Below are 11,811 nucleotides of genomic sequence, written 5' to 3'. Positions count from 1 at the left end.
ATTAGACATTTCAGTAATAACGATTCTACATCTGCCCAATTATAATTTTTATTTGAAGCTAAATATGTAAAAATATTGTTCTTCTGTTCATTCTCTGTTAAAGAAAAGTAATATTCGATATACAAGGATTTCAATCCTAAATGTTTGTCAAATCCATTTCCGATGATTAATAACTGTTTAGTTGGAGAAAGTTTCACAGAGTTCATGCTCATTTGATATTTTCCTATTCTTTATTTAATAAAATACTTTTTTCAAAATCTTATTGCTATCTTTCTACCGAAAGTGTTCTCGTAATCATTGTATCATCCCAATTTGAAATATCAATCTGAACATTTTTATCTTTACACATAGCCTTAATTAGTCTTAAAAAATTCTGATCATTTGTAACAGAAAGGAAGCAGTCGTAATTCTCAATAACTTGATTATTATCCGAAAATATGATTGGAATTTTTCCCAACGTTCTATTCAATTCAGTTGCTTCACCATAGTAATTTTCTTTTAACATGAACCTGTTGCCAAAGAGTTCAATAACGAAATCCCTCTTCATTTTCTTGACCAAAGTTTTTCTTTGGTAATACTCTGATATAAAGACACCAATGATACCTGATGTGATAACCGAAGTAATAATTGTGTTAATAATATCCATTCTAATTTTCCTTTCAATTCATGCTATCATTATATCATTAATTGATAATATTTTCCTTTAGTAAATTATTAAATAGGCTGAGACAAAAAGATTTTGATTTTAGGAATTCTTTCTTATGAATTTTTAAAATCGATAGACTAGACAACAAAGCGAACAAGACAGAATTCTGAGTGTCAGATAACTCGTTTTATTCGCTTTTTATATTTAAGGTTAGACTTTTGTCCCAGACTCTTTTTGTAAAACAAAATCAACTTTTGTGATTGATTTTGTTTCACAAAAAAAGTGGACAGGCGTCCACTTTTTTTACGAAATGCTAAAATGACATATCTGAGTTTTACCGATTTTACGATTAGAACTACTTTACTATTTTTATTTATTTTTCCGCTTATTTACTGATAAACCTAGTGCACTAATAATTGAAACTCCAATCAATCCAAGAACACTTGAGTTTTCACCTGTATTTGGCAATGATTTTTCCTGTTGCTTATTCAATGCACCATTATAGGATGCAGGTGATTGAGAAATAGTCTTAGGTTTAACTTGATAAGATACAAGTTTACCAGTTTCGTCATAGACTTCGACAGGTGTTTCACCAGAACGGACGATGGCTTGTTTTTGTGCTTCAAGGTCAGCTAAACGTTTAGCTTCTACTTGTGCGCTATACAAGGCGAAGAGTTTGTCATATGCCTCTTGGTCGATTTTCTGTTCTTTCAATAATTGGTCAAGGTACGCTTGTGCCTCTTTCAAGGCAGTCACTTTCCCTTTAAGAGTAGTTTCTTTTTGAGCAAGGACTTCCTTAGCTTTAACTAAATTAGGCTCTGCATTGAGCAAGTTTTCAAGATCAGCCTTGGCTTGTTCAAGCGTCTTATTAGCTTGTGCTACTTTTTCTTTAGCAAGGTCAAGATTATTTTCAGCAATCTGTACTAGTGCTTTGAGTTTAACCAATTTATCTTGTTCAGTTGCTAGGTTGTTCTTAGCATTAGTAAGGTTACGTTCTTTTTGAGCAAGGACTTCTTTAGCTTTATCAAGGTTCTCTTGTTTCAGCTTCACATCAGCAGTTAGAGCCTCTAATGCCTTATTAGCATTTTTTAGGCGCGTATTAGCATTAGCAAGGATATCTTGCGCTTGTTCAAGTTTGCTTTGAGCAGACGGCGTTTTCAAAGGTGTAGCTTTAAGAGCATCCAATCGTTTTTGAATTGCTTCCTGCTCCCCTTTAGCCTTGATATTCGCAAGTGAAGCATTTGTTTTTTCACGTTGTGCCTGAGAGTTTGCAGTCTGAGCATTTAATAAAGCAGAATTTGCAGCATTATAGGCTTTTACAATACTTTCTGATGTATTATTGTTAGGTACTTCAGTCTTATCCAACATGTTTCCAGTAACTTGATTATCAAAAACTGATATGAAGTGGGCGCTTGTACGTCCTAGACGCTTAGAAATATCTAAAGCAAAATATTCTTTAGTAGCACCTCGAACAGAAGATACACCTGTTAGGTTTTGAGCGTGCATCCACTCCCAACCATTAAATAGCAATTCAGAAATACTTTGATAAACCCATTTTTTAGCATCATACATGGTATGAATTTCATCACCACTATTAACACTGTTTAAGTTTTCAAGGTATTGTTGAGTATCATCCTCATAAGTAGGTAATCCATACTTACGAGCAACGTTATTGATTGCTTTGCTATCGTGACCTTTTCCGAACTCCCAATTATCAGCTACGTAACCGTCAGTCACTTCGTCAGCAACTTGAACCATGCCTTTAGTTACAACAGTCTTAGGTGTTCCAAAGCGCTCACGGATTTGGTTAAGTAGATCACTCGCAAATAGAGAAAGCTCTGTCATTTGTTCGGTTGTCAAGTTATTAGCATCAACACTGATAGCTTTATCATTGTCATTTCCTTTGAATTTATTCAAATTCAAATTTTCTTGGTTGACCGATTTTAAGATAGACTCTACTTTCTCTCTATGTTCTTTCCACTTATCACGTTCATCCAAAATGTCATAAGGATTATTTACATAGGATTTCAAGGCGTTAACATATTCATCAGTGACTTGGAAAGTGTTAATAGACTTATAGCTAGCTTCAGCCACAGTAAAGGTATCCTGTGCTTTTTCAAGAGCAGTTTGTGTCTGGTCAGCTTTATTAGTAGCATCAGTCAGTGTAGACTCTGTGCTTGCTACTACCTTACTAGCTTCTGTTAACTCGTTTTGGACGCTTGAAATTGCATCTTCAAGATTCTTGTCGTCTGACTTAGCTTGTTCCAAGACCCCCTCTGCATTCGTCAACTGTTCCTGTGCTTGTTTTTGGAAAGCCTCAGCGTTTTCCTTTTCTTCGACAACTTTCGCTTGACCTGTACCGTCAAGGATAGCTTGTGCGTTATCTACGTTAGTCTGAGCGTCTTTGACATCAGTTTCAGCACTTGCTACCTTGTCCTCAGACTTCTTAACCACTTTTTCTTGGTTTTTAACCACTTGATTAGCATTGTCAAGGTCGTTCTTAGCACTTTCTTCTTTCTTTTCAGCGTCAGCCTTACCAGTTTCAGCATTAGCAACTTCTTGCTTTTGCTTTTCAATGTTTTCTGGAGTCGCTTTATCCTGGGCCTGTTGAGCATTACCTACTTCAGATTGAGCATTATCTACTTCAGTCTGCGCTTGGTCTTTTTCAGTCTGCGCTTGGCTTTTCTTAGCTTGTGCATCTTCTACTGCTTGTGTAGATTTGTCAAGTTTATCCTTAGCCTCGTCAACTTGTCCTTTAGTGACTTCCTTAGTAGGAACTTTCACTTCAGTTTTCTTAGGCGCTTCTTTCTCTACCAAGGCTGGTTCGGTTTGAGCAGTTGTAGGCAATGGAATCTCTACTGTATCTGCGTGAGCAGTTCCGATTGTGCCGACAAGACTTGCAGTTGCTGCGATGGCAGAAATAACCGTACCCGTATACAATTTTTTAGCAGTACTATGACTATTTTCCGTAGCTTTTGACATTTATAAACTCCTTTTGTACAATGCCCTATGCATTTTATTAAACTATAGTACTATTTTACCATACTTTTATCGTTTTTGGATAGTTTATTATACTTATTTTTAGAGAAAACAGATAGTAAAATGGTAGATAACATGGAATATAATAAATTACAAAAGCATATCGCATTTCGCATACGTGAGTGTAGAAAAGCACAGGGATTAAGTCAAGAAAAATTATCTGAAATCGCTGGCCTGGGTGTTAAAGCGATTCAAAATATAGAGAACATGAAGTATGATTTTAAGATAAAAACTCTTGAATCCGTAATCAAAGCCCTAAATCTAACGGTCGAGGAGTTCTTCAACCTACAATCATTTGAATCAGATCGAGAAGATTCTTCAGAAGTACTTTTTGAAAACTTAACAAAATTACCCAAAGATAAGCAAGGAAAAATTATATCTTCATTTAATGAGATTGTAAAGAATATCAAATAAACCCAGCCAAAATAAATTTGGTTGGGTTTTATGGTTGTACTCCTTTATATAACTTAATAAATCATAAATTATATCATTTACGAGTCTATTATGAATTAAAAATTTTACTTTCATTCTAATATCCAATTTTAATCATCAATCGCCTGCTTTCTGTGAACTAACATTTTTAATATCAATACGCGGTAATAATTTAGATATTTCTGTAAAAGCTTCTTTTTTCATATTTAAAAACAACTTATAATTTGGAACTGAAATCACATTTCCATCTGTTATTCCTCCACCTGTATTTGCTAGCTGACAATAAAAGAAATTCTCCTCTAGCTTTTCCATCACCTCATCAACTTTAAATGTTGTATTTTTTTCTTTAACTTCCAAAAAAATTTGTTTAAATAGTCTGTTCCAAGCTCTATCATATTTGCGAAAAACAAAAATAGGTTTTTCTTTCTCATATTCACTATTTAAATATTTGTAGATTCTTCTTAATACAATATATGCACTTAAACGAGATAACTCCGAATTTTCCATAATATTTTTGCCGATACCATTTTTACCTAAAGCTGGTTGTGCACATGCGAAAGGATAAATTTCTAAATTACATAGTTTGCTAGCGATAATTTTTACATCAGTCTCTTTATTCTGTAATTTTTCAAAATCTAATTTTGTATCTGTTTGAATCAATTGAGAGTAATATTCTTTAAAATAATAATAATCTTTCAATAATGTTTTTTTTCTTTTTCCACTTTGATCTTTAAAAACTGATCCAGCACTATAAAGCTGCTCCATTTCACTCATTAAGCTGCTCTTCTTACTATGAATAATGGAACTGACATTCTCTATATCATTTAATTGATATCTTTCCTGGATAACTGATGCAAGATTTATATGATGTGTAGGGCTTTTTTCTCTTATGGTATTTTTAATATATCCAGTTAAGTTAGATTTATCTTCATTTTTATACTTGTTTTCGAGGAGTATTTTACTTTTTTTATAATATTCCCTTAGATTTGTATTGCCAAAGCCTTTATCAATATCACTATCTTTATAATCACCTAAATAACCTCTAGGATTTTCCAGACAGTGAAAAATTATAGCATTATCAATATCTCCATGAAAATGAGTAGGAATTTGATAACGCATATTTAAATACTTGGTTTTATCTACGAGTTTCCACTTAGGATTTTTTCTTATAAATTGATTCCACTTCATATCTTCATTTAAAATATCCAACCAAGAAAAATCAGCAGTAGTATTAGATTTTTTGACTTTATTTACAAATGTATTAATTAACTCCTGTCCTTTTGCTTGATGCCAGAGACTAAATTTATTTAAAAATTGTTCGCCATCATCAAAATACAATTCATTTAAGCTATTTTTTCCTACTATAGTTTTAAAACATATTTCTAATGGTTCTTTTAATTCTTTACTCAGTTCTTCCTTAGGTTTATCTTTTGACATAAATCTTTTCTCACGTTATTCTCTTTAAATTTCTACTTCAGCAATTAGTTTACGATAGTTAGGTGCTTGAACATAGTGACAATAGAGTTTCCCTAGTTCAAGTTTAGGTTTGAACTCTTCAAAGTCACTCGCAAGAACGTAGCACGGTTTATAGACGCAACTAAATGTGATAGCTACTTCTTCTCTTAAATCCTCTATAAGTAGATCGAGTGTTTCGTATTCATAGATACGCACTATCTCTCCTTTACCCTCAAACAAGGCTTTGACTAAAATAGATGTTCCGTTCCCGTAAAAGACGGTATTAGATGCTACACTTTCGTAGTCTTTCATTTCCAGACGATAATATCTATCTGCTCTGGTATCTCCGATAGATACCTCTTTAGGAACCGTGTAGAAATACTTCTCTTGTTCAACTGCCAACGTAAATCTTCTTCGGACTTCTATCTGTTTTAGATACTCGTCAATTCCACTTCCTAAAGCCAACCCCTTTCGCAAAGTATCAGCTTTATCAGTTGTCATGTTTTTATCAAGCCATTGTCCTAAAAATCTGTGAACATATACCATGTTTTTTCTCTCTTTCTTATCGGATTATATTTACATTGTAACGGATATTTTTTAAAAAAGCAAAAAACTGGAAAGTAACATAGAATTTTGGGATCTCATAAACTCTAAATATTAATACGACAAATAATTTAAATACGCTTCACCTTAAGTAATTTTGAAAAATTCAAGTATCCATTATAATATTCTTGTTTTTTCTTCATGGTAGAGACAAAGGCTAACTTTACAGGAACTGCATTGGCTCTTGAATGTTTAAAACTTAAATCTTCTGATTGTGGGATAAATCTTAATTCATCTTCCAAATATCTATACACTCTTTCAGGAATGACTAAATTGCAGATGTACTTTGCATGATCATTGTTTCGAAACATTCGTAGGTAGTACTTTTTATCAGTCTTTCCTAAAAATACCTTACACTCTCCATAGTACATAGTCAGATGGTCAGATACTTCTAATTCATTTAGGAGAAGGGATCTGCGAGGTAAATATTTTCTGACGCCTACCTTATTCTCTAAAACAAATTTTACATCAAAAATTTCGTTCTTATCTTGCGGAGAGTTGGCGTTAACTGGTTGGATTACTCTAGTGGCCTTCTCTTCCAGAATACGATTTAAGAGTTGCACAGCTAAGTCTGCATCAATTTTTTCATAGTATTCTTTCAGTTCCATTTTCGAAGCTGATTCCAAAGCATATTCGCATCCGTCACCATGAGGTAATTTAGGATGGCTCGACAAATAGATTTTCCCTTTTTTCTCGTTTATCACTAAATCCACTTTGTAACATCCAGGACAAAATAATTGGTTTTCATACTTAAGTTTTGTCCCAGCTTTATCCTTTTGATATTCCTTTTGTAGCTCATGAAGTTCTAGTCTCTCATGATCGTAAATACAGTATTGAAATTTATTTTTTGTAAACATAATAATCCTTTCTACTTATCAACAATTAAATCTTGCTTTAAAAAATCTGAAATGTGTAGTTATCTAAAACCAACATCTAATTTTCTTAAACAACACAAAAACGCTCTAGACAATATGACTAGAGCGTTTTCTATATATCCGAACATCTAATTTATTTCACAAAAAATGTAGTCAAAAATGTAGTCATTCGGTTGATTTTTATTGCAATACATTGAAATTTAAAATTTCAAGAATCGCGTTAAATCAAGGCTTTTTCGTTTCTGCTGAAACGTAATGACCCACTATTTAACTTCTGTAAACACAACGTGTTTGCGAAGTTTTGGTGAGTATTTCTTCAATTGAAGACGGTCTGGAGTGTTACGTTTGTTTTTAGAAGTAAGGTACAAGCGTTCACCAGATTCTTTGTGTTCAAGTGTAATATTTACGCGCATGGTATCTCCCTTCTATTATTCAGCTGATGCAGCTTTAGCGATCTTACGTCCTTTGTAGTATCCTTTAAGTGATACGCGGTGAGAACGTGAGTAATCTCCAGTAGTTTCGTCAAAGTTTACAGATGGAGCTGTCACTTTGTAGTGTGTACGACGTTTGTTTTTCTTCGCTTTTGAAGTGCGACGTGCAGGTACTGCCATTTTGATTTCTCCTTTTAAGATATAAATTCAGTTAGGTTTGATTTTCATCAACTTTAATAGTATATCAAAACTTTTTTGTAAAGTAAAGTTACTTGACAAAAAAAGATAAAAAAATTTTCCTATCCACTATTCTGGATAGGAAAATAGATTAAATATCAATTTCGAAGGGTTCATCAATGGTTTCTGAGACGTATTTCCCGTCTTTCTTCCGTTGCTTGACACATTCTGTAAGAAGATATTCAATTTGCCCGTTGACTGATCGAAAGTCATCTTCTGCCCATGATGCGAGTGCAGCGTATAGCTTATTCGAGAGTCGAAGGGGAATTTGCTTTTTTTTAGCTTCTGCCATTTTTAATAAAGGCTTCCTGTATTGACAATTGGTTGTGCATCATGATTGCCACAGAGAACGACTAGGAGATTTGAAACCATAGCAGCTTTTCGTTCTTCGTCAAGTTCTACTAATTCTCCTTCATTGAGACGTTCTAGTGCCATTTCAACCATTCCTACAGCGCCATCAACAATCATCTTGCGTGCATCGATAATAGCTGATGCTTGTTGGCGTTGAAGCATAACAGCTGCAATTTCTGGAGCGTAAGCTAGGTAAGTAATACGTGCTTCAAGGATTTCCAAACCAGCGTCCTCTATACGACTTTGAATCTCCTCACGAATGCGTTTCGCAACAATCTCGCTAGAGCCACGGAGGCTGCCTTCATCTGCTTGCCCATCACCTGTAGTATCTACATTAGGAGACACATCGTAAGGATAGATGCGGACAATATTACGAAGGGCGCTATCACACTGCAATGACAGATATTCTTTGTAGTTATCAACGTTGAAGACTGCTTTTGCCGTATCGACTACACGCCAAGTAACGGCGATGCCGATTTCTACAGGGTTCCCTAAGCAATCGTTAATCTTTTGACGAGAATTGCTCAAAGTCATAACTTTGAGGGAAATCTGTTTCTTGCCAATTTCAAGATTTACGTCATTACCATTTGATGATTTCATCCCTGAAAAAGGAGATTTTGTGCTAACATCACCACTTTGTCCGAGTCGAGTGTGGATTGCAGGATTGACCGCTATACTGAAGGGATTGACAAAGTAAAAACCAGGTTCTTTGATGGTCCCAGTATAGTTACCAAAGAGGGTCAAAACCAGTGCTTCTTGAGGTTTCACAACTTTTAAACCAGCATGAGCTAGACCTGCAATTAAGCTTAATAAAAGTCCGATAATAATTCCAAAAATATTTTCCGAACTAGCACCCATTACAAATATAAAAACACCAAGTACGAGTGCCAACTCAATGAGAATCAATGCTACTACACCATTTGGTTTTGAATTGATTAGTTTTTCAGTCATCAGAATGACCTCCTATTTTTTTGATATCTAAATGATATCACTTTAACTTATAAAGTCAAGAAATAAATGCAAAATTTTTAAAGAAAATATTTCTGTATAGAATTTTCTGAAAATTCAAGAATTTTCTTCTGTTCATTGCTTTTAAAATGTGCTATAATGATACAAACTGAATCGGGAGGGAACAAATGACAGAATTAGATAAACGTCACCGCAGTAGCATTTATGACAGCATGGTTAAATCACCAAACCGTGCCATGCTTCGTGCGACTGGTATGACAGATAAGGACTTTGAAACACCAATTGTGGGAGTCATTTCGACTTGGGCAGAAAATACACCATGTAATATTCACTTGCATGACTTCGGTAAGCTTGCAAAAGAAGGTGTCAAATCTGCTGGTGCTTGGCCTGTGCAGTTTGGAACCATTACGGTAGCCGATGGTATTGCCATGGGAACGCCGGGTATGCGCTTCTCTCTAACGTCACGTGATATCATCGCGGACTCTATCGAAGCTGCTATGGGCGGTCATAACGTCGATGCATTTGTAGCTATCGGGGGTTGTGACAAGAACATGCCTGGTTCCATGATTGCTATTGCCAATATGGATATCCCAGCTATTTTCGCTTACGGTGGTACTATCGCCCCTGGAAAAATGGATGGCAAAGACATCGACTTGGTTTCTGTATTTGAAGGAATCGGTAAGTGGAATCACGGCGATATGACAGCGGAGGACGTGAAACGTCTGGAATGTAATGCCTGCCCTGGCCCTGGTGGTTGTGGTGGTATGTATACTGCCAATACTATGGCGACTGCTATCGAAGTTTTGGGGATGAGCTTGCCAGGTTCTTCTTCTCACCCAGCAGAATCTGCTGATAAGAAAGAAGACATCGAAGCAGCAGGACGTGCTGTTGTTAAGATGTTGGAACTTGGTCTCAAACCATCAGATATCTTGACTCGTGAAGCCTTTGAAGATGCTATCACTGTAACTATGGCTCTCGGTGGTTCTACAAATGCTACTCTTCACTTGCTTGCCATTGCCCACGCGGCTAATGTTGACTTGTCACTTGAGGACTTCAATACAATCCAAGAACGTGTGCCTCACTTGGCCGACTTGAAACCATCTGGTCAGTATGTCTTCCAAGACCTTTACGAAGTTGGTGGTGTGCCTGCGGTTATGAAGTACTTGTTGGCAAATGGATTCCTTCACGGAGACCGTATCACATGTACTGGTAAGACTGTCGCTGAAAACTTAGCTGACTTTGCAGACCTCACACCAGGTCAAAAAGTCATCATGCCATTGGAAAATCCAAAACGTGCAGATGGACCATTGATTATCTTGAACGGGAACCTTGCACCTGATGGAGCAGTTGCCAAGGTATCAGGTGTTAAAGTGCGTCGTCACGTTGGACCAGCTAAGGTCTTTGATTCTGAAGAAGATGCTATCCAAGCTGTCTTGTCAGATGAAATCGTTGATGGCGACGTTGTCGTCGTGCGTTTCGTTGGACCTAAGGGTGGTCCTGGTATGCCTGAGATGCTATCACTTTCATCAATGATCGTTGGTAAAGGCCAAGGAGACAAAGTTGCCCTCTTGACAGATGGCCGTTTCTCTGGTGGTACTTATGGATTGGTTGTTGGACATATCGCTCCTGAAGCTCAGGATGGTGGACCAATTGCCTATCTCCGTACAGGCGATATCGTCACTGTCGACCAAGATACAAAAGAAATTTCCATGGCCGTATCCGAAGAAGAACTTGAAAAACGCAAGGCAGAAACAACCTTGCCACCACTCTATAGCCGTGGTGTCCTTGGTAAGTATGCCCATACCGTATCTTCTGCATCACGTGGTGCCGTGACAGATTTCTGGAATATGGAACAATCTGGTAAAAAATAACTAGAAAATAAGCAGTCGCTAAATGACTGCTTTTTCTAATCCTTTGTCTTATCTCGTGAAATGTGATAAGATAATTGCTCTAACTATGATTATGAAGGAGAGACAATGTTTTCAAAAAATACAGGAATTATGCTCTACGTAGATGATATAGCAGCTGAGAGAGACTTTTGGTCTGCTATCGGTTTTGAAGTTTTTAATCAATCAGAAATTATGGGGTTTGAAACTTTTGAAATGAAACCTCACACGGACAGTACACTGACTTTTACTGTCTACGCCAAAGACTTTATTCGTCAGGTATCGCCAGAGGTAGTTGATATGAAACCTAGCCTACTCTTTGAATCAGCGGACCTTTGCAGTCTTCACGAGCGCATAGCTGCAGTAACTGATACCACCAGTCCGATCAGTACTCAACCTTTCCCTAACTTTAACTTTGCAAATCCAAGTGGACACTATTTCGCAGTTAGAGGAATCTGATAACAAAACAGCTCTCTGTTTATTAGCAGAGAGCTCTTATATTTTAGCGTGGTGGTAGACCAAGCGCTATGCGACCATAGCGACTGATTCGCGTAATCTTCCAAGCAGGCGACCAGGTAACTTCAACCCTGACATCTTCAATCCCTTCAATCTGTTTCAAGCCTGCCACGATTTCGATGGGTAAACTTTCTGCACAGTCACAGGCAGTATCGGTGAAGGTCATGACAATTGTACAAAGACCAGCCTCGTCCAAATGAATCTCGTAAATCAAGCCAAGATTATAGACATCTAGTTCCACATCTGTATCGTAAACTTTTTCTAGCTTGTCAATGATTTGATCCCCTAATGCTAAAGCACGATCATTGATTTTGATATCTTCTCTCATTGCATTCCCTCCATTTGTAAACTGCACCTATTTTCTCATAATT

14 protein-coding genes are annotated in these 11,811 nt (G+C 36.3%); 3 read left to right on the top strand and 11 right to left on the bottom strand.

Annotation, left to right across the window (positions count from 1 at the left end):
- The 3 genes from GEZ89_RS08200 to GEZ89_RS08190 form a co-directional block, all read right to left on the bottom strand.
- Nucleotides 1-212: AbiH family protein (locus tag GEZ89_RS08200; protein WP_228113886.1), on the bottom strand; the 212-nt coding region annotated here is incomplete at its 3' end.
- A gap of 53 nt (nucleotides 213-265) precedes the next feature.
- The gene (locus GEZ89_RS08195; protein ID WP_153225658.1) at nucleotides 266-646 is read right to left on the bottom strand and encodes a DUF6680 family protein; all 381 of its coding nucleotides are present in this window, start codon (nucleotides 644-646) and stop codon (nucleotides 266-268) included.
- A 369-nt stretch (nucleotides 647-1,015) separates the two neighbouring features.
- Complete coding sequence (locus GEZ89_RS08190; RefSeq protein ID WP_153225657.1) at nucleotides 1,016-3,628, bottom strand: SEC10/PgrA surface exclusion domain-containing protein; 2,613 nt, start codon at nucleotides 3,626-3,628, stop codon at nucleotides 1,016-1,018.
- A gap of 132 nt (nucleotides 3,629-3,760) precedes the next feature.
- Between GEZ89_RS08190 and GEZ89_RS08185 the strand changes: the two genes are divergently transcribed.
- Nucleotides 3,761-4,099, top strand: a complete 339-nt coding sequence (locus GEZ89_RS08185) for a helix-turn-helix domain-containing protein (RefSeq protein ID WP_025169343.1) — start codon at nucleotides 3,761-3,763, stop codon at nucleotides 4,097-4,099.
- Between the two features lie 135 nt (nucleotides 4,100-4,234).
- Here GEZ89_RS08185 and GEZ89_RS08180 read toward each other — a convergent pair whose 3' ends face one another.
- From GEZ89_RS08180 to GEZ89_RS08150, 7 genes are all read right to left on the bottom strand, one after another.
- Nucleotides 4,235-5,554 (bottom strand): hypothetical protein, encoded by a 1,320-nt coding sequence (locus tag GEZ89_RS08180; RefSeq protein ID WP_153225656.1) that lies wholly within the window; start codon nucleotides 5,552-5,554, stop codon nucleotides 4,235-4,237.
- A gap of 24 nt (nucleotides 5,555-5,578) precedes the next feature.
- Nucleotides 5,579-6,073, bottom strand: a complete 495-nt coding sequence (locus GEZ89_RS08175) for a hypothetical protein (protein WP_228113885.1) — start codon at nucleotides 6,071-6,073, stop codon at nucleotides 5,579-5,581.
- 173 nt (nucleotides 6,074-6,246) lie between these two features.
- On the bottom strand, nucleotides 6,247-7,032 hold the full coding sequence (locus tag GEZ89_RS08170; protein ID WP_153225654.1) for a hypothetical protein: 786 nt from the start codon (nucleotides 7,030-7,032) through the stop codon (nucleotides 6,247-6,249).
- Nucleotides 7,033-7,313: 281 nt separating this feature from the next.
- Nucleotides 7,314-7,463, bottom strand: coding sequence for a 50S ribosomal protein L33 (rpmG, locus tag GEZ89_RS08165; protein ID WP_001265622.1), 150 nt, complete (start codon nucleotides 7,461-7,463; stop codon nucleotides 7,314-7,316).
- Between the two features lie 15 nt (nucleotides 7,464-7,478).
- Nucleotides 7,479-7,661, bottom strand: coding sequence for a 50S ribosomal protein L32 (rpmF, locus tag GEZ89_RS08160; protein WP_000290417.1), 183 nt, complete (start codon nucleotides 7,659-7,661; stop codon nucleotides 7,479-7,481).
- A gap of 148 nt (nucleotides 7,662-7,809) precedes the next feature.
- A complete protein-coding gene (locus GEZ89_RS08155) occupies nucleotides 7,810-8,010 on the bottom strand; it encodes a PTS ascorbate transporter subunit IIC (protein ID WP_000796543.1) in 201 nt (66 codons plus the stop codon).
- 2 nt (nucleotides 8,011-8,012) lie between these two features.
- Nucleotides 8,013-9,020 (bottom strand): SPFH domain-containing protein, encoded by a 1,008-nt coding sequence (locus GEZ89_RS08150; RefSeq protein WP_153225653.1) that lies wholly within the window; start codon nucleotides 9,018-9,020, stop codon nucleotides 8,013-8,015.
- Nucleotides 9,021-9,205: 185 nt separating this feature from the next.
- On the opposite strand from GEZ89_RS08150, the gene ilvD reads away from it, so the two are divergent.
- Nucleotides 9,206-10,909 carry a dihydroxy-acid dehydratase gene (gene ilvD / locus GEZ89_RS08145; RefSeq protein ID WP_153225652.1) on the top strand — a complete coding sequence of 568 codons (1,704 nt, stop codon included), beginning with the start codon at nucleotides 9,206-9,208 and terminating at the stop codon, nucleotides 10,907-10,909.
- A gap of 105 nt (nucleotides 10,910-11,014) precedes the next feature.
- A complete protein-coding gene (locus GEZ89_RS08140; protein ID WP_153225651.1) occupies nucleotides 11,015-11,383 on the top strand; it encodes a glyoxalase in 369 nt (122 codons plus the stop codon).
- A 43-nt stretch (nucleotides 11,384-11,426) separates the two neighbouring features.
- Here GEZ89_RS08140 and GEZ89_RS08135 read toward each other — a convergent pair whose 3' ends face one another.
- Nucleotides 11,427-11,768 carry a metal-sulfur cluster assembly factor gene (locus GEZ89_RS08135; protein ID WP_153225650.1) on the bottom strand — a complete coding sequence of 114 codons (342 nt, stop codon included), beginning with the start codon at nucleotides 11,766-11,768 and terminating at the stop codon, nucleotides 11,427-11,429.
- Nucleotides 11,769-11,811 lie beyond the last annotated feature (43 nt).

The sequence above is a fragment of the Streptococcus mitis genome (assembly GCF_009496285.1).
Lineage (GTDB): Bacteria > Bacillota > Bacilli > Lactobacillales > Streptococcaceae > Streptococcus > Streptococcus mitis_BP.
The sequence above is the reverse complement of the archived record's forward strand: the minus strand, read 5'-3'. Positions and strand labels throughout refer to the sequence as shown.